Genomic DNA, 18,946 nt, shown 5'->3' on the forward strand with positions numbered 1-18,946 from the left:
CAAAAGGAGAAGGGAATCGCGATATTCCCGAAAAACCTTTTCTCTCTCGCGCGAGCAAGACAACCATGTTGGTCATCATCAGCGATTTGCACCTGACGGATGGCACGAGTGGCACGACCATCTCGGCGGGGGCGTTTCGGTTGCTTGCGGAACGGCTTTCCGATCTGGCTTTGAGCGCCTCGCATCGCCGCGATGGTCATTATGAACCCGTGCAGCAAATCGATCTGGTTCTGCTTGGGGACGTGTTGGATGTGATCCGCTCGACGCAGTGGCTCGATCGACCAGCACGCCCCTGGGATGATTCAAAATCGCCCCAATTATTCGATATGGTCGCCAAAATCACCGGCGATATCTTGCGGCACAACGCGGACTCGCTGAGCATCTTTCGCCAATTGGCAGAAGAAGGAGTGCAAATACCTGATTCGCTGGCCAATGGTCGGCCCGCTGCAGGGGAGTCGCAGCAGGTACCTGTGCGAATTCATTATATGGTCGGCAACCATGACTGGCCGTTCCATCTTTCGGGACAGAACTACAACCAACTTCGCCGAGCGATTGTCGCCCACTTAGGTTTGGCCACTTACGCCGAGGCACCTTTCCCTCACGAAATCTGGGAGAGCAACGAATTAGTGCAAGTCATGCGTCGGCACAAAGTATTTGCCCGGCACGGCGATGTCTACGATCCATTCAACTTCGAAGGGGACCGCGATACGAGCAGCTTGGGAGACGTGATCGTCCTTGAACTCTTGAATCGGTTCGGCAAGCAGGTCGAGCAACATCTTGGAAATGATTTGCCGGAGTCCGCACTCCTGGGACTGCGAGAGATCGACAACATCCGCCCACTGCTTTTGGTTCCGGTTTGGATCGACGGGCTGTTGGAACGAAGCTGCCCGCAACCAGCCTACCGAAACGAAGTAAAAAGAATCTGGGACGAATTGGCCGACGAATTTCTGGAAAACCCATTCGTCCGCCAGCGTGACAGTTGGAGCCCCGTCGACATCGTCGACAAGTTGGAAAAGGCGCTCAAATTCAGTCGTCGGCTCTCGATGAGTTGGGCCAGTTGGATTGCCCAGGTCGTGGCCGAAATGAGCGGGTCAAGCTCAGCCTCCTATTATCAGCATGCACTTGCGGAGCAGGATTTCCGCAATCGTCGGGCTCGGCACATCGTCTACGGCCACACGCATGCGGCGGAAGTCGTGCCGTTGGACGCGAGCTTTGCCGACGGCTATGTGTTGCACCAAACTTATTTCAACGCCGGTACCTGGCGACGAGTATACAGCCAAACACAATTCGCCCCGCGCGAACACGAATTCATGGCTGCCGACACGATGAGCTATCTGGCGTTCTTCCAGGACGACGAACGGAGTGGTCGGCCCTACGAAACCTGGACCGGTTCGTTGGGAATTCATCCCCAGGCACCGAGCACATTGCGCTTCGATCCGGGCCCCGAGCCAATTGCCTCTAGTGAACCGATTTCAACCCCTCGGGTACCCATCCGCGCTCCACATTTCGCGGTGCCCCTCGTGCCAAGTACAATGACACGCATGCGCGAAGTAGGATAGAAAAGCAGACTGGAACAAGCGGTAGCGCAGTTCCAGCTTGCGTCGCTGCACAGAGCGCCTGGCCGAAACTCGTGTTACCTGCCCTGGTCAACAATCAGCCCGCGACTGCCAAGCCAGTTTTCCAGTAAGTGCGGCCACTCGCCGACGGGCTTTTCTTTCTGGCGCATCCCAAAGCCGTGGCCTCCTTCGTCGAAGACGTGCAATTCTGCTGGAACCTTATGATCGACCAAGGCGCGATAAAATCTTAGGCTGTTTTCCACAGGTACGGCGCCGTCGTCAGTGGCATGGACGAGAAACGTGGGTGGGGTGTCGTCGGTCACTTGCAGTTCATTCGACATGAGTTCAACGACTTTATCGGCGGGCTGATCGCCGAGCAGGTTGTTCCGCGAACCGCCGTGGGTGATCTCGGAATCCATCGAAATCACCGGATAGATGAGAATCAGAAAATCGGGACGGCACGACTTGCGATCGATCGTGTCCTCGGCAGATTCGTCTCCGCTATCGAAATGGGTGCCGATCGATGAGGCAAGATGTCCACCGGCGGAGAAACCCATCACTCCGATGCGATCGGGTTGGTAGCCCAAGACGTTCGCACTGCTGCGGACGATTCGCATAGCACGTTGAACATCGCTTAAAGGAACCGGGTGCTGGTGCGGCCCACCGCCGTGGCGATACTTCAAGACGAATGCCGTAACACCTCGATCGGCAAACCACTGGGCGACTTCGTTACCCTCTTTGTCGAAGGCGAGCCCGCCGTATCCTCCGCCGGGGCAAACGATGACCGCTGTTTTCGAATTCTTCTCGCTGCTGGCAGGAAACAGGGTAAGCGTGGGCTGCTTCACTTGGGTGACCCAACTGTTAGGCACTCCTGGTTCGCCACGTTCTTCACTCGTCTCGATGTCGGTAAAATCTTCCGATCCAGGAGCATCGCCGTTCCATAAATCAATCACCTGCTGCGAAGCGACTTGCTGGCTATGTGCGACTTGTGTTGACATTAAGAATAGGAGGACGGGAATGAGGCAGATTGATCGAAAAAATAATTGTTTCATGATAGTTTCTTCCGCTGAGTTTCGAACATTACTTCCGCCAGATGCCGACAACGGCCGGCGGATACGACCGCACGAGCCAACAATTTTCTTCGCGAGTGTCGGCCACCCCGCCGCGAAGTAAGTTGAAGTCGAACGAGGTGTCCGCTTCAACTACCAAGATACTCTCCGCTGGGGCTCGGTCGAGTACCTGCTCGATGAGGTCCAGCATTTCTTGCTGCCGCTCGGAATAGAAAGAGTAGGGGGGGCTGCAGAAGACTAGCCAAGGTAAAGGGATTGAGGGGTTGGGGACTGCGGGCTGGGAGCTAGGAGAGTCCGCATTCGGCAAGTCTCGTTTGGCCCAGAGGAATGCGCTCGTGACCAGGAGTTGCGAGCGGTCTGTGAGTCCAAGCATTGCGATATTTTCTTCGATGACCCGGGCTGTGGGGACATGCCTTTCAATGAAAGTCGCGCTCAACGACCCGCGGCTGAGTGCCTCTAGTCCGAGTGCGCCGGTACCGGCAAAGAGATCGATCACATGCTTGCCGGCGGACTCGATGCTAATGAGATTGAAAATTGCCTCGCGGACCCGATGCTTCATCGGCCGCGTGACGGGGTCGCCACCTTGCTGGAAGTGTTCATAGCGGAGTTTGCTCCCACGCAAGTTCCCGCCAATGATCCGCAGCTCGGTGCTATCAGCCGGTTCCGCCTTCTTTTTCTTGCGATGGTGTTTTGTCGGTTTGGCCACAGAGTGAGTCGTATTGAGTTGCGGGTGCCATGGGAGGACAGAGTTTGGTATTCTGGTCGATTCGTATTTCCTACCTGCACTATTGTGCATTGATTTGCTAGAGGTACTATCCCATGCGACGATTCTCGTGGATTTTTTGTTTGTTTATGCTCTCGATCCCCAGGGTGGCGAGTTCTCAGGAGCCGGCTGCGCATAATTCGCTGGATGCACTGGTTTCCAGCTTTGAGCAGGCTCGCAATGAATGGGTTGCCATTTATGGCAAGATAAAGGCAAAGCAGCAAGAGCGTGCCGGCAAGTCGGGTGATCAGCTCAAGCAGATTGATACCGAGATCAACCAGCTCAAAGACCAAGCCGCCGCGCAACTCAACCTACTTGTCGAGTCAGGCCTAGCTGTCTACAAGGCTGATCCCAAAAGGTTGCCAGAGGCGAAGGATACCTTGGTGTCGATGGCGACCTTTCATGTCCTGGGTGATGCCAGCGGCAACGGTGGAGACCAATATGAGCGTGCTTTGCCCCTAGTCAAGAGTTTACTCGACGCTGGCGCTGGGGCCGGCGCGCCGCAGTTGTGGTTGCTCGGGGCCGTGAGTGCGGTCAATCTGAATGACTTTTCATTGGCAAAAAAGTATTTCGCTCAAGCCGAAGCCGCTGGTGTGCTTAGTGCGCCACCCCAAACTCCCAGTCAAGGGCGGCTGTTGCAATTGGCACAGAGCCTGCAAGGTGGCTTACCACAACTAGAAAAGAACTGGCAGCTCGAACAAAGGATTCGCGAAGCGGAAGCACTTGCTGATGACTTGCCCCGGGTGCAGTTCACCACTGCTCAGGGCGACATTGTGATCGAGCTATTTGAGAACGAGGCCCCGCAGGCGGTGGCAAACTTCCTCACGCTCGTCAAGAAAGGCTACTACGACGGGGTGCCCTTTCACCGTGTGTTGCCGGGCTTCATGGCTCAGGGAGGTGACCCCACCGGATCAGGAAGCGGCGGACCGGGTTACTCGATTCGCTGTGAGTGCCACGGCAAAGACTACCGTAAACACTTTCGCGGCAGCCTGAGCATGGCACACGCCGGGCGGAATACCGGGGGTTCACAGTTCTTTCTCACTTTCGTTCCCACCAGCTACCTCGACGGTCGGCACACGGTGTTCGGCCGTGTAATTGAGGGCATGGACGTGGCTGCGTCGATCAAGCGTCGCGATCCCGACAACCCTGGCGGGGCGAAGGCTGACAAGATCGTAAAAGCCAAAGTCCTCCGCGACCGTGGTCACGAGTACAAATTTGAAAAGCTGCCAGGGAGGTAGTATCGCTATCCGGGAACTCCTTTTTCCCCCAACGACTTGTTCACCTTGAGCGAACCACACGACACTCCCCGTCAATTGACCATACGGGCTGCGGCTACCGGGGCAGTACTGGGTGCCCTTCTCGTACCGTGCAATGTCTACTCGGGGTTGAAGATCGGCTGGTCTTTCAACATGTCCATCGCCGCGGCATTACTTAGCTGTGGTTTCTGGGGGATAGCCCGTCGCGGGCTCGGTGAACGGAGAGTCGTGCCTTGGGGGCTTCTGGAAAACAACGTTAATCAAACATGTGCCTCGTCGGCAGCCTCGATTATTTCGGCTGGACTGGTGGCTCCGATTCCTGCTTTGACAATTCTCACAGGCCAGACGCTAAGCTGGCCAGTGATGGCGATTTGGTTGTTCACGGTTAGTTGCATCGGTGTGCTAGTTGGTCTCGCACTTCGTAAACAGATGCTGATTATTCAAGAGTTGCCATTTCCCTCGGGAATTGCCACTGCCGAAACGGTTCGGGAGATTTACGCCGAAGGTCGCGAGGCAACAAGTCGAGTGCGCTATTTGCTCGGCGGAGGGCTACTGTCTGCCTCAACGAAATTATTTGCCGACTTCATCTATCAGCTGCCTCAAGTTGGCCCGGCCATGGGACTGGGAGCACTTCGGCTGCCGACGATCACCACGCGCAGCCTCGGCTTTGTGCTAGATCCATCTTTCCTAATGATCGGCTTTGGCGCGATCGTGGGTCTGAAGGTGGGTTTGTCGCTTTTGCTCGGAGCTGGTGTAGCCTGGGGATTCCTTGCTCCATGGTTGTTTGCCACGGGACGAGTCCCTCTGCCTATCGACGGCCAAACTGTTTACGGTACCGCCGTCGAGTTTCTGCTCTGGCCCGGAGTGGCTATGATGGTTACCTCGGCTTTGGTGTCATTCTCTTTCACGCTTCCTGGTGTCTTCCGCAGCGTGCTAGGCAGCCAGGCCTCGAGTACGAATGTCGATGAGTGCGAATTAAATAGTGGTGTCTCCAAACGGTTGCTAGCCATTGGTTTCGTTCTGGCAACTTTAGCAACGACCATCGCACAGGTAAGTATCTTTGGAATCGAACCCCACATGGGCCTGCTGGCGGTCATGCTCACTTTCGTGCTCGCGGTTGTGGCAGCTCGGGTTTCTGGTGAAACAGGAATTCCACCGATCGGAGCACTTGGTAAGGTCACTCAGCTGACCTTCGGATTCGTCAATCCGACGAACGTCACCGAGAATCTCATGACAGCAAATGTCACGGGTGGTGCGGCCGGACAATGCTCGGACTTGCTTCATGACTTGAAGGCTGGCTTACTGCTCGGAGCCTCAGTGCGAGCACAGGCAGCGGCACAGTTCTTAGGGGTGCTCGTCGGCTCGTTAGCAGGTAGTGCTGCCTACCTCGTGTTGATTCCCGATCCAGCCACGATGCTTCTTACCAAGGAATGGCCCGCCCCGGCTGTGGCTACCTGGAAGGCAGTCGCAGAATTGTTTCGCGATGGAATCGATGCTGCTCCATCTGGTGCGCTGACCGCTTCGATCATTGGTGCGATAGTTGGGGCAGCGCTGGCGATCGTTCAGAAACTGCTCCCAGATAAAAGGGCCGATTGGTGTCCCAGCGCAGTGAGCCTAGGTCTCGCTTTCGTGATCCCTGCATTTAACAGTATTTCACTGTGTCTCGGTGCAGCTTTGGCGGCAATTGCGACGCGACTGGCCCCGGAGTGGTCACGCCGATTCGTCTTGCCGATAGCCGCAGGATTGGTAGCCGGTGAAAGTCTGGCGGGAGTGGCGAGTGCGCTCACGACTCTGCTATTTAGTAGTTGACATTCGATCCTCCTGGTTGCTGATTACACAGCGGATCAACGATTTCGCATACTGTTGGCGGGTTGTAATGCACGTGAAATATGCGAAAATAAGCATCTTAACATTCAAATTATTTCTGATAGGCGGGAAAAGACAACGAGCTGATGCGGACGATCCGGCAGCCAGATGACGCTTATGTTTACACTCTCAGCGCTGTTCATCCGCCTATTGCCAGCGTCGCGTGCAACGAAACCGTTGTGATCGAGACCATCGACGCCTTCGAAGGCAAGTTGCGATCTTCGTCCGATTTGTACTCTCAGAAATGTCCAGGTCCTCCTCGAGCCAATCCTCAGACAGGACCAATTTCTGTCGAAGGTGCAAAACCAGGCGACACACTCGTGGTGCACATCCACAATATTGAGCCTGCGGAGTCATTCGCCGTTACGGCCTTGATTCCCGAATTTGGTGGACTTACTGGAACAAGCCTAACCGCCACGCTGGACAGACCACTTCCGGAAAGCACACGGATTCTGCCAATTGAGGACGGAGCACTTCGGTTCAACGACACGACAATGCTTCCACTCGAACCGTTTCTGGGGACGTTAGGTACGGCTCCCGATCTAGAGGCGATTTCAAGCCTTGTGCCCGGATATTGGGGAGGCAACATGGATTGTATCGAAACCTGCTCGGGAAGCAGTGTTTGGTTGCCGGTCCACAACGAAGGTGCGATTTTCTTTGTAGGGGACGCACATGCCCGCCAGGGCGATGGGGAATTGACGGGGGTTGCCGCCGAGATGTCTGCACGCGTCACTATTAGTTTTGCGGTGCTCAAGGGCCGCACCATTCGTTGGCCTCGCATCGAGACAGCAGATTATCTGATGGCAATCGGCAGTGCCCGACCGCTGGAAGATGCGGCTAGGATTGCTTGGAAAGAACTGATCACCTGGCTCGCTGAGGACTTTGCATTCGATACGCTTGAAGCCTACCAGTTGCTGGGACTAGCTGGACAGATGCGACTCGGCAACATGGTTGATCCCAATTATTCGATGGTGGCTAAGATATCCAAGCGATGGTTACCCTCTCAGGCAACAGACCGAGACTAGCTAGATTGGAGTTTGCATTCAGTGTGTGGCATTTGTGGTGAAATTCGCTTTGACGAAGAAAAAGCTGATGTGGGCGCCGTTGCGCGGATGGCAGACTCTATGGTCCGGCGGGGACCTGATGCAGATGGCATCGTTTCCCATGGGCGCGTGGCATTCGGACATCGGCGTCTCAAGATCATCGATCTCTCCGAAAGCTCGCAACAACCGATGGTTGATTCCGAACTCGGCCTTACGATCGCATTTAATGGAGCCATCTATAACTACCCCGAAATCCGCAAGGAACTTGAGCAGAAAGGCTATCGGTTCTTCAGCCAGGGCGATACGGAAGTAATCCTAAAAGCCTTCCATGCGTGGGGCATTGATTGCGTTGATCGCTTCAACGGGATGTTTGCCTTTGCGATTCATCAACGCGATACAGGAAGGGTCGTGCTTGCGCGCGACCGCCTCGGCATTAAACCGCTCTATTACGCAGAGACACCCGGGCGACTGCGGTTTGCTTCGTCGCTTCCTGCACTGCTGGCCGCTGGAGAGGTCGATACAACGATCGATCCCATAGCGCTAAACTTTTACATGTCGTTCCATTCTGTGGTTCCCCCGCCGCGGACGATTCTTTCGGGCATCAAGAAGCTTCCCCCCGCAACAGTTGCCGTGGTCGAAGCAAACGGCTCGATGAAAACTCGTCAGTATTGGGATTTGGAGTTCGGGCAGCGGGCCGATCAGGCACGTTATAGCTTCGAAGATTGGTGCGATGAAACTTTGGAAGTGATGCGACGGGCGGTGAAACGCCGGATGGTGGCGGACGTGCCGGTTGGCGTGTTGCTGTCAGGGGGGCTCGATTCGAGCCTGGTTGTTGGCCTGCTTTGCGAAAACGACGGAGCGAATCTCGAAACATTTTCCATCGGCTTCGATTCGGTCGGCGGCGAAGAAGGGAACGAGTTTAAGTACTCTGACCTTATTGTCGAGCGGTTTCAGACCAAGCATCATAAAATGTTCATCGATGCCAGCCGCACTTTGCCGGCATTGCGAGAATGCATAGGACAGATGTCTGAGCCGATGGTCAGCCACGACAACGTCGGATTCTACTTACTTTCCCAAGAGGTCGCGAAATCATTGAAGGTAGTACAAAGTGGTCAGGGTGCTGACGAAATATTTGCAGGATACCACTGGTATCCTCCAATGCTCGAGACGGACGACGCGCTGGCAACCTATCAAAAATACTTCTTTGACCTCGATTTCGAAAAATACAGAGAAGTCGTTCAGGAACAGTATCTTAGCGAAGATGCCGCAAGACTGTTCGCCGCTGAACACTTCAACAAACCGGGCGCCGAGCTTCCTATCGACAAAGCCTTGCGACTCGATACGCAGGTGATGTTGATCGATGATCCGGTCAAGCGCGTTGATAATCACACAATGTCAGCCGGTCTGGAAGCCCGTGTGCCTTTTTTGGATCATGAAGTCGTCGAGTTCGCCGCAACAGTACCTGCCGACTTGAAGGTAAGAGATGGGGGAAAATACATTCTTAAGGAAGCGGCCCGTCGCGTCATTCCGGCGGAAGTGATCGATCGACCGAAAGGCTATTTTCCAGTGCCGGCGCTCAAATACTTGCGAGGGCAGTTTTTGGAAATGACGCGCGACGCCCTGTCGGCTCCCGCTGCTCGCCAGCGAGGCCTTTTTAAGCAAGACTATGTTGACCTCCTACTTGCCGACCCCGAAGCCCATATCACCCCACTGCGTGGTTCCAAACTCTGGCAGCTTGGGCTGTTGGAACTTTGGCTACAGGAGCACCTGCCGACGGGATGAATGAAAGGTCGCAGCAAGACGATTCTCTTCTTACAAACACCGTTGCTGGACGTATCGCCATGAACAAATCGCAAGAAACTGTTGGTTCGTTTGTCGATGTTGGGTGGGGACGACTCATTTTCGCACACACTTTTCCCGATCCTCACTCGGTGGCGGAGATACTGTTGCAGGAGAAGCTAAATCGACGAGACATTGCGTTTTATGTGAACGACCCCCAGTTGGTGCTGAGAGTGGCCCCACAAGATTTGTTTCTCGATCCCTCGACCACCTATCGCTTGGACTTGAAAAAGTGGAAACGTCAGGGCCAAATTGAATCGCATGTGCGAGTTACGGGTGTCGAAAACAAGGACGACATCAACGAGATGAATCGAATTTACAGTTCAAACGGGATGGTTCCCGTAGATCCTGAAACGGTTTGGCGAGACCGAGAAGAGGAACGCTTTAAGTATTTTGTTGCACGCCCTCAGGATTCTGAGCAGATCATTGGAGTTTCCCTGGGAGTCGATCACATGTTCTGCTTTGACGACATGTTCAACAGCAGTAGCTTGTGGGCCTTGGCGGTCGACCCTCAAACCAAGTATCCCGGTGTAGGAACCGAGTTGGTAAGCCATCTTGCAGACAGTTTTGCCCAACGCGGTCGGGACTTCATGGATCTTTCTGTGTTGGAGGAGAGCGAAGCAGCCGTTCGATTGTATGAAGGATTAGGATTCGAGCGAGTCCCAGTTTTTACGGTCAAGCGTCGTAATCACATTAATGAGCCGCTATTTATCGCTCAGGATGTCCAGGAGGGTTTCAATCCCTATGCGACGATCATCATAGACGAGGCATTGCGACGTGGAATCAGTGTTGAGGCCATTGATCCACAGCGTGGATATTTCCGTCTAGGGCACGGCAATCGACGCATAACCTGTCGCGAGTCTCTGTGTGAACTCACTTCGTCGATTTCTATGTGTCGGTGTGCGGATAAGCAACTCACGGCAGAGTTGTTCTCCGAAGCCGGTCTAACCGTCCCCGATCAGGTAGCCTATTCCAACGATGACAAGGTAGCCGAGTTTTTGGAGAAGCACCCTCGCGTGGTAGTCAAACCTGCTCAAGGTGAGCAGGGAATCGGGGTCGCAGTTGATCTTCAAAACCTGGAAGAGGTCTTGGCGGCAATCAAAACAGCGAGTTTTCATGCCGATACTGTTCTCCTAGAACAGTTTGTCGAAGGCATCGATCTACGAATTGTTGTGATCAACATGGAAGTTGTAGCCGCGGCAGTTCGCAAGCCCGCCGAGATTCTGGGGACGGGGCGGCACACAATTCAACAACTTCTGGAAAAGGTCAGCCGCCGCCGGAAAGCCGCTACGGGAGGCGAGAGTCAGATTCCAATAGATGATGAAACATTGCGTTGTATTCGATCCGAAGGTTTTGAGCTTGAGGATGTTCTGCCTGAAGGAAAGCATTTGCAAGTCCGCCGAACTGCCAATCTCCATACGGGCGGTACCATCCACGATGTCACTCCTCAATTGAGCGAGACCTTGCGCGAGGCTGCCGTGCGCGCAGCCATGACCTTGGAAATTCCTGTTGTAGGGCTTGATTTCCTTGTCCCCTCGGTGGAGGGTGAGCAATACTATATTATTGAAGCCAATGAACGTCCCGGTTTGGCAAATCACGAACCTCAGCCAACGGCCGAACGATTCATCGATTTGCTGTTTCCTTACACCATTAATGATCCCAACTAATTTTTTCTACGAATTGAACCCGTCACTATGAAGCAAATCCCACTCGACAGTGAATACCTGCTCTCCAGTTTGTTGGTACTACTAGGAATTCATAGTCCCACGGGATACACGGATCCAATCGTTCGCAGTGTCTGCCAGATGCTCAAGGAACTCGATATTGAGTTCGAGCTGACCCGACGCGGAGCAATTCGTGCCACACTCAGGGGAAAACAAGGCAGTCCTGACCGTGCCGTGGTCACGCATCTCGACACAATTGGAGCTATGGTGAGAGAACTGAAGGACAACGGTCGGTTGGGCTTGGTCCCAGTTGGCACTTGGTCCTCTCGGTTCGCCGAAGGAGGGCGAGTCTCCATCTTTACCGACGACCTGATCTATCGTGGTCAGGTCCTGCCACTCAAGGCATCCGGTCATACTTTTGATCGCGATGTCGATACCCAGCCAGTAGGCTGGGATCATGTCGAACTTCGCGTAGACGAGAGGGCATGCAACAAGCAGCAATTGCTAGATCTCGGAATCAATGTCGGTGATTTCGTGGGCTTCGATAGTTGCACGGAGGAATTCCCGAACGGTTATATTTGCGCCCGACACCTCGACAACAAGGCCGGAGTCGCGGCGGTTCTCACTGCAGCCAAGTACCTCATCGACAACGAGATCGAACTCCCCGTCGATTTGCACTTACTCTTCACAATTTCCGAAGAGGTCGGCTCTGGGGCGTCCGCGGTTCTGCATGGTGACGTTGCAGAGATGATCACCGTTGACAACGGTACGACAGCCCCTGGGCAAAGTGCTAGCGAATTTGGCGTAACGATCGCGATGGCAGACTCGTCGGGACCGTTCGACTATCATTTGACGCACCATCTAATCCATCTTTGTCAGGAGAATAAACTACCTTTCAGAAGGGACATCCTACGCTATTACCGTTGCGACAGTGCATCAGCCTTAGAGGCTGGTAACGATATTCGCACCGCACTCATAACCTTTGGCGTTGATGGTTCCCATGGATACGAAAGAACCAATGTCGATTCTCTAAAAAGTATCGCACAATTGATCGTAGCCTACTCGACCCAGCGTCCGCTCCATGCTTCACAACGGGATCCGCTCTCGACTCTGGAAGATTTTCCCGAGACGCGCGACACCGATGTGGAAGGTGTGAAATTCATTCCCCCGAATCCTATTCAACAAGTCGCTGAAAAACTCACAGAAGAGGTTATAGACAAATGAGATTCGCGACATGCGGGCATGGGGACAAGTTTGAGAAACGGCCAGGGAGCTAATACCTTTCCGGCCTCTCAAGCCTTCGAGCCCCTCGAGTTGTGCCATTTGCTAAATGGAGGATGGCTGCAACAATTGTCCGAACTTCGGTTGGCCTTCGAGCCCACCGGCCGATTAGCTGATGGTATCGACGTTGTTCCCCAGGTTGGTGTAGTCCACCTTTTCCCGGGGGTTTGTGCCGTTGAGGTATTCCTCGATGTTCGTATAGCCGTCGCCGTCAGAATCGATGCTGCTGTCTGCCGGAGAGTTTGCATCTAGGTTGTATTTCGTTTCCCAGGCATCGGGCATCCCGTCCTCATCCGTGTCTGTAGGAACTTCGTCGGGCGAGAAAGAATAGTCAGGATAGCCGCCGACTTGGTCCGGATTGAGCAGGATCCCTTTGTCTGTGATCACCTCGCCAGTCTGAACCATTTTTGTTACGCGATCATCCACTCGGTCACGCCGAGGCAGCGTCGCGCCGGCCTTGGCCAGCACTTCTTCAAAAGCTTCTCTGGCAGTCTGCTGATTAACCGGCCAAGCCTCGAACGGTGTATTGACCCTCGCTAGATCCGGAGTTCCGTTGCTTCCTAAGAGATGCATCCCTTTCCAATTGTCAGCAGTCACCTCTGGATAGCCTTCGACGATGTTGCCGGCGACGTACCACTTGCCTGGTCGCTTTTCCGACTGAGGATACCAATTACCCTCCTGGAACCTCCTCCCAGGCAAGTACATGTCGCGTTGTTCGATCCGTGCGATGGTGCTGAGCATGTTGTCATTGGTTGCCGGCCCGGGTTTGTAGTAGTTGTTGATCACATTGATCAATGACGTCTCGTCGCCGCCGTCCATTGTCCGGTGACCCCAGTTGAAGATGACGTTGTTGCGATAGTCAAACTCTCCGCTCATGCCTATCGAGGGGTTGCGCCCCGTATTACAGGCGAAGAGGTTGTGGTGGAACGTTGAATCTCGGCCGCCCCAGGTTCCGCCAAACTCATGACCAGGACCCAATGCCTCGCTCGAAATGCAGTATTGAATTGTCAGGTTACTGACGGGATGTTTGACCTGCTGAATCCCACCGTTGACCGACGGCAGGTCTGGCCGATCTTCCATATAACGGTAGAGGGAGAGATTCTCGTCCCGACCCCAACTTGCTGTGCAATGGTCGACGATTACTTGCCCTTCAGGATTCCCTCCAATGTTGTCCGAGCCTTGTCCCCCCACAGGGTCCCCTCGGCGCACCCTTAGATGTCGCAAGATAACATTTTGCGTGTTGATATTCAGCGAGTGATTGGCGATGCAGATCCCATCGCCCGGAGCTGTTTGCCCTGCGATCGTGATATCAGGATTGTCGATGTCCAAGTTGGATTCGAGCGGGATGATGCCCGCCACGCGGAACACGACGATGCGCGGACCCTCTGCGTCGATCGCTCCTCGCAGGCTTCCCGGCCCGCTGTCGCTCAAATTGGTGACGGCGATGACTTTGCCTCCGCGCCCACCGGTCGTAAACATCCCGCCACCCCAGGCGCCCGGAAATGCAGGCACTCCAAAAGGCATCTCGAATGGCAGGGGCGGTGCCATGGCGGGCTCGGGTTCTTGAATTTTCGACGCGGCCTCGTCATCCGTATCCAGGGCAACCGCCCGAGACTGAACCTGGCCAGCGGACAGCCCGGCGATTATGAATATGGCACACATTAGTCGTTTTATTGTCGTCACGATTCACACCTCTAACTTGCTTTTGCACTTCAATGAATTTTTCGAGTACGACCGTGAATTGGTCGTAGGATTAGACGCACGGCTAATTCATGGTATCACTAAATCCCCATCTTGTTACCACGGAGCCTCAGGTTTTCTTGGCGAAGATTTCCTCGGACAATGTTAGACTTGCCATGTCGATGCAAAAGATGGTGGTTTCTCCGCAAAGGGTGTGAGAGAGACCACGCGACGGTAGGTTGAATTTGTTTATTATCGACATGTGTTCATTGAATCAGTCTCGTTCCCATCAGCCCATTTCTTACCGATTGAATATGTACCATGAATTACTTCTTTAGGATCAGTAGTTTTGTATTTTTCATGGCCTTGTCCTTGTCAACCTTACAAGCTGAGACTGCAGCTGTTGTTGCCGCTAGAACCCAGGCCGCCGTTGACCGTGATGACCCGCCGAAGTGGTGGACCCCCGACCTGCCCGAAGCAATCCAGCGCGACGTGGACAGCAAGGGAAAACGATTGGCCGGACAACTGGTACTCAGTGATGAGTCCAAGACTCAGAAAACCGCAGAGCTTATGACTGAGCACTATGGCAGGGTCTGGGCTTGGCACCAACAAGCCGATGGAAAACTCGACGCAGCATGGGCAGCTTGGGATGCTGCGCGCGGCGGCCAGAAAGATGAGCTAAAAGCGCTGGCAATCATGGCTGAGCAGATCGATCCGATTTACGCAGAGTTCACTCCCCAGATCCAAGGCCTGCTGGTCGCTCTGCGCGAACAGATCGGTGGAGAAAAAACCATCGAGCTGTTGGATCGAATCACGAGATCGCCCGGAGCCGAACGCACTTACAATGCTTATGTAGCTATGGTGCCGGAGATGACGGACGAAGAAAAGGCAATTCTTTGGAATCGTATGGCGCAGGCCCGCGAAGATTCTTTAGCGGCCTGGACCGACGGGCGGATCATAAAAATCTTCAAGAAGTACAAAATCCGCAACGAGTTTTCAATTGACTATTTCGGTTACGGCTATCGCAATCGGTACGAAGCGTGGGCCAAGAGCCAGCGCTGAGCTGCAACTAAACTTTTCACTGCTGCCGTAGAAACGCTAAGAGGACACGCATGATTTGGCCTCCAAGTCATTCGAGGTCTTTTTCAAATAGGCATACAGCCCCGCGTCTCCCTGAGTCAGAGACTACGCCATTGAAACCTTGTGGTGAACAGCTAAGCACATTAGAGTCAGCCTAACGCGTCGAAATCTATGGGAAGCTTATTGAGGCCGCGCAGATTGAAATTTTCTCGAAAGACAAGTTTATCGCCCGAGAGCCGTAGACCTGACAGGCGGCGCAGAATCGTTGTGAATGCAATCTGAGCTTCCAGGCGGGCCAGCGGTGCGCCAAGGCAGAAGTGATGACCCTTGCCGAACGCCAGGTGCTGGTGAATCGTACGAGTCACGTCCAGTCTGTTAGGATCCGGAAAATGGTCGGGGTCGCGGTTGGCCGCAGCAAGAAACGAGAACACAAATTGCCCCCGCCGAATTGTCTTGCCTCCCAGAGGGACATCTTCCAGGGCGATGCGGTGAGTGAACTGCACTGGGTTGCCGTAGCGGAGCATCTCCTCGACTGCGCCATGAATCAACGTTGGATCGGCCCGCAACCTTTCCAACTCCTCCCGATGCTGTAACAGAGCGAGCATGCCGTTGCCGATAAGATTCGTGGTCGTCTCGTGCCCTGCGACCAGCAGCAGATTGGCGTTGGCAAACAATTCCTCTTCGCTCAGTTTGTCCCCTTGCATCTCGGCGACTTCCATCGTGTGCAATAGGCAGGGCCGATCACTCATACGGATGCGAGGCAGCGCGGTACGGAAATAGTCGACCATCGCGTTCATGCTCTGCTGCGCACGGCGATATTGATCGAGCGAGATGTTCGCCGGGTGATTGCTGAAGAAGACGATAAAGTCGTCGGACCAGCGTTTCAAACGTTCACGGTCCTCCGGGTCGACCCCGAGCATCTCCATGATGACCGTAGCGGGCAGAGGGAACGCCAGATCGTGGATCACATCCATGTGTCCCGTTTGCTCGACCGCATCGATGTAACCGTCGACTAGCTGCTGGATGTGCGGGCGCATCGTTTGAATGGTGTGCGGAGTAAAGGCTTTGCTCACCAGCCCTCGAAGCCGTTTATGCTTCGGCGGGTCGGCGAGTACCATTCGGTTTCCTAAGAAGGTGAAGAACTCTTTGAGTTCGGCACTGTGAGCCATGTCCTCGAACAACGCAGAACGGTCCGACGAAAGTGTCAAGTTCTCGAGCCCAGCAGCGACGTCCTCGAAGCGCGTCACAAACCAGGCGTTGTACTTTTCGCTCCAGTGGACCGGATCCTCGACCTGCAGACGTCGATACAAAGGGTACGGATCAGCCAACATCTCGCTTCCGAACATCGGAATCGCATCTGGCGCAGGTATCGTCATGGATTACCTTCTTTAGGTCGTCATTACTCCCTCTGGGGGCACTCTATCACATTCGCAATGCTCTGCCAAAATCCCCCCCGTCCGGTAGCAAACCCACTGCATACCCACTGCATATAGTGACCTTCAGCTGGCGAAAATATGTCCCGTCCCAGACAATCTATTTATCAAGACCCACACCCCCCCCAGCATGAAGGCAACGATAGTCGTGATGACGAATAGTTCACGAAGGCTATATCGCAATCGTGGCTTCGGTTTCAAGAGTATTGCGAGCATCGCAGTTGCTAAACATAAAAACCAATATGGAATCGATCCCTTCCAAACCAACTTGCGGAGTTGGCCATTGAATCCGAAATAAAACTTCGGAGGGTCTAGAAGTAACGGTATTCGCCCAAAGACAAATCGCGTGTGATCTGTGTGAGTCTTGGCAGGCACAAAGCCCCCTTCTAAAAAACCCACACGATTGGAAATAATATCTACACTTTGAGAAACAACGCCGGGGCTAGGGATAATATTCCATCCAACCAATATTCGACCTTCCCAGGAAGAAAGTACCCATTGTCTAGACGGGGAAAATCGACCATACAATGCGCCGTAGTAGTCATAGCTCCTCACCCCAACCACTCCGAGAAATGCGCACAGACCTAGCGAAAAACAAGCCGCACCCAGACGGAGTTGCTGCCACATAAAGTACTTACCCATCAGAAAAGGCTCGAACCACTGCGCTCAGTATACCAGATGGATAGGGAAAAATGCTCGAAGCAGGAAAACCGGAGCCCTTTATTGCCGACGATCCAATTGCCAGCGAAAGGGAAGCATTTTCTGATTATCTGTGCTTCCGACACGGCAGCGTCGTGCCAGAAAAAAACCCGTTGCCACCGAGTCTCCTACTGGTGGCAACGAGCCGAAAGAATGGAGGCGGCATGTTGGTTCCGCCGTCAGTATTGTCGGTAGCAGGCTGAAAAGGGCAAGGGGACATATGAGGTTGCCTTCATTCCCTGCACACCGGCAATCGGGCGAACAAGATTGGACTGGATAGCCACGCCAATTCCGGCCGACTGTCGGCGTTACCCAGGAACTCCTCCCGATACCGTACACCTGCCATTTATCCACCCCCAACCCCGGTTTTTCGCCTTCTTGACGGCGCGAACCTGGGGGGATAATCTAGTATCTTGATTTTAGATTCTGGATGGCTCGGGTATTTGTAACTCTGATAATTAAAGGGTTCGACCAGTTGCTGTTCCGGTCTGGGATTTTTGAAACAACTGAGCGCCATCGGCCGCAAGTCATTTAGCTACAATCAGTTTCACGCTGTGACGATAATTTCTTGCGCGAATTGAAGAAGCAATAGGACATTGCTGCCGCTTTGTATGAGTAGACGGAACTTCTCGCGGTCCAGTCGTAGTTCAAGCGTTGCGAAACTCGCTTTTTGACACCTCTCCGACGGGTGCTAGCGGCCCCCTTCGGGTGTCGCATCGATCCCGTTGGAAAAGATAGGCATTACTTGGCTCAAATCATGCACATCAAGTCCTTAAAAATATACTGTGATATTGTCGAGCGGCGGAGCTTTTCGCGGGCTGCCGACGACAATGGGATCTCGCAATCAAATGCTAGCCAGGTGGTACATCAACTCGAGGAGCGGTTGGGGGCAAAGCTGCTCGACCGCTCCAAGCGCCCTTTCGTGCTAACTCCCGAGGGGGAACGCTACTTCGAGGGCTGCCGCCAAATCGTGCGCTCTTACGATGAGTTGGAAAACGAAGTTCGCACTCTTCGTGACGCCTCGGCAGGCCGCTTATTAGTGGCATCGATCTATTCGGTGGGGCTGGCTCACATGAGTCTCTTCATCCGGCACTTCTCGGCCAAGTATCCCAACGCCCAAGTCCGGCTGGAATATTTGCATCCTGACCGCGTCTTGGAGGTGGTTGAGCAAGGAGAAGTGGACTTGGGGCTAGTAAGCTACCCCGAAGAAACTCGCACGATGGCGGCGATTCCCTGGCGCAACGAGTCACTCGTCCTGGTGTGCCACCCTAAGCATCGATTGGCAAAAGAACAATCGGTTAACTATGCCGATCTCTCTGGCGAACCCTTGGTGGCCTTCGAAGCGGGGCTGCGGATTCGCGCAGAGATCGATCGTTTGCTGATGATCCACGATGTTGAGCCGCATATTGCGTTCGAATTCGACAATATCGAAACCATGAAGCGGGCGATCGAAATCAACGAGGGGATCAGCCTGCTTCCAGAACCCACGGTCGCCAAAGAAATCGCTTCCGGCTCACTGGTCATGGTGACTCTGGAAGGCGAGCAACAGTCCCGTCCCTTGGGGATCATGCATCGACGGGATCGCCCGTTGCGGGAATTGGCAAACAACTTTATCGAACTTTTGCAATCCGATCCCGAGTTTTCAGATCCGCCCAACTTTTCAGAAGCTCTTCAGGCGGTATCAGCCAACAATGGGGTCACTCACTGGCAATAGCC

14 protein-coding genes are annotated in these 18,946 nt (G+C 54.0%); 10 read left to right on the plus strand and 4 right to left on the minus strand.

Annotated elements, in window-relative coordinates:
- Positions 1-65: 65 nt before the first annotated feature.
- Positions 66-1,559, plus strand: coding sequence for a hypothetical protein (locus Pla144_RS04875; RefSeq protein ID WP_146448316.1), 1,494 nt, complete (start codon positions 66-68; stop codon positions 1,557-1,559).
- A 74-nt stretch (positions 1,560-1,633) separates the two neighbouring features.
- Here Pla144_RS04875 and Pla144_RS04880 read toward each other — a convergent pair whose 3' ends face one another.
- A complete protein-coding gene (locus tag Pla144_RS04880; protein ID WP_146448319.1) occupies positions 1,634-2,608 on the minus strand; it encodes an alpha/beta hydrolase in 975 nt (324 codons plus the stop codon).
- A gap of 28 nt (positions 2,609-2,636) precedes the next feature.
- On the minus strand, positions 2,637-3,332 hold the full coding sequence (locus Pla144_RS04885) for an RsmD family RNA methyltransferase (protein ID WP_197530384.1): 696 nt from the start codon (positions 3,330-3,332) through the stop codon (positions 2,637-2,639).
- Positions 3,333-3,445: 113 nt separating this feature from the next.
- Between Pla144_RS04885 and Pla144_RS04890 the strand changes: the two genes are divergently transcribed.
- From Pla144_RS04890 to Pla144_RS04915, 6 genes are all read left to right on the plus strand, one after another.
- Complete coding sequence (locus Pla144_RS04890; RefSeq protein WP_231936165.1) at positions 3,446-4,627, plus strand: peptidylprolyl isomerase; 1,182 nt, start codon at positions 3,446-3,448, stop codon at positions 4,625-4,627.
- A 45-nt stretch (positions 4,628-4,672) separates the two neighbouring features.
- Entirely contained in the window at positions 4,673-6,454 is a 1,782-nt protein-coding gene (locus Pla144_RS04895; protein WP_197530385.1) for an OPT family oligopeptide transporter, read from the plus strand.
- A 143-nt stretch (positions 6,455-6,597) separates the two neighbouring features.
- On the plus strand, positions 6,598-7,536 hold the full coding sequence (locus Pla144_RS04900) for an acetamidase/formamidase family protein (RefSeq protein WP_146448327.1): 939 nt from the start codon (positions 6,598-6,600) through the stop codon (positions 7,534-7,536).
- A gap of 21 nt (positions 7,537-7,557) precedes the next feature.
- Complete coding sequence (locus Pla144_RS04905) at positions 7,558-9,336, plus strand: N-acetylglutaminylglutamine amidotransferase (RefSeq protein WP_146448330.1); 1,779 nt, start codon at positions 7,558-7,560, stop codon at positions 9,334-9,336.
- Between the two features lie 59 nt (positions 9,337-9,395).
- The gene (gene ngg, locus Pla144_RS04910; protein ID WP_146448333.1) at positions 9,396-11,060 is read left to right on the plus strand and encodes an N-acetylglutaminylglutamine synthetase; all 1,665 of its coding nucleotides are present in this window, start codon (positions 9,396-9,398) and stop codon (positions 11,058-11,060) included.
- A 27-nt stretch (positions 11,061-11,087) separates the two neighbouring features.
- Positions 11,088-12,281, plus strand: coding sequence for an osmoprotectant NAGGN system M42 family peptidase (locus tag Pla144_RS04915; RefSeq protein ID WP_146448335.1), 1,194 nt, complete (start codon positions 11,088-11,090; stop codon positions 12,279-12,281).
- Between the two features lie 165 nt (positions 12,282-12,446).
- Here Pla144_RS04915 and Pla144_RS04920 read toward each other — a convergent pair whose 3' ends face one another.
- A complete protein-coding gene (locus Pla144_RS04920) occupies positions 12,447-14,021 on the minus strand; it encodes a pectate lyase family protein (protein ID WP_146448337.1) in 1,575 nt (524 codons plus the stop codon).
- 318 nt (positions 14,022-14,339) lie between these two features.
- Between Pla144_RS04920 and Pla144_RS04925 the strand changes: the two genes are divergently transcribed.
- Positions 14,340-15,080 (plus strand): DUF3826 domain-containing protein, encoded by a 741-nt coding sequence (locus Pla144_RS04925; RefSeq protein WP_146448339.1) that lies wholly within the window; start codon positions 14,340-14,342, stop codon positions 15,078-15,080.
- Positions 15,081-15,247: 167 nt separating this feature from the next.
- Here the strand turns inward: Pla144_RS04925 and Pla144_RS04930 are convergent, their stop codons facing one another.
- Complete coding sequence (locus Pla144_RS04930; RefSeq protein WP_197530386.1) at positions 15,248-16,474, minus strand: cytochrome P450; 1,227 nt, start codon at positions 16,472-16,474, stop codon at positions 15,248-15,250.
- Positions 16,475-17,223: 749 nt separating this feature from the next.
- Here Pla144_RS04930 and Pla144_RS04940 point away from each other — a divergent pair.
- Both Pla144_RS04940 and Pla144_RS04945 read left to right on the plus strand, forming a co-directional pair.
- The gene (locus Pla144_RS04940; protein WP_146448343.1) at positions 17,224-17,433 is read left to right on the plus strand and encodes a hypothetical protein; all 210 of its coding nucleotides are present in this window, start codon (positions 17,224-17,226) and stop codon (positions 17,431-17,433) included.
- A 554-nt stretch (positions 17,434-17,987) separates the two neighbouring features.
- A complete protein-coding gene (locus tag Pla144_RS04945) occupies positions 17,988-18,944 on the plus strand; it encodes a LysR family transcriptional regulator (RefSeq protein ID WP_146448345.1) in 957 nt (318 codons plus the stop codon).
- The last annotated feature ends 2 nt before the right edge of the window (positions 18,945-18,946 follow it).

The sequence above is a fragment of the Bythopirellula polymerisocia genome (genome assembly GCF_007860015.1).
Lineage (GTDB): Bacteria > Planctomycetota > Planctomycetia > Pirellulales > Lacipirellulaceae > Bythopirellula > Bythopirellula polymerisocia.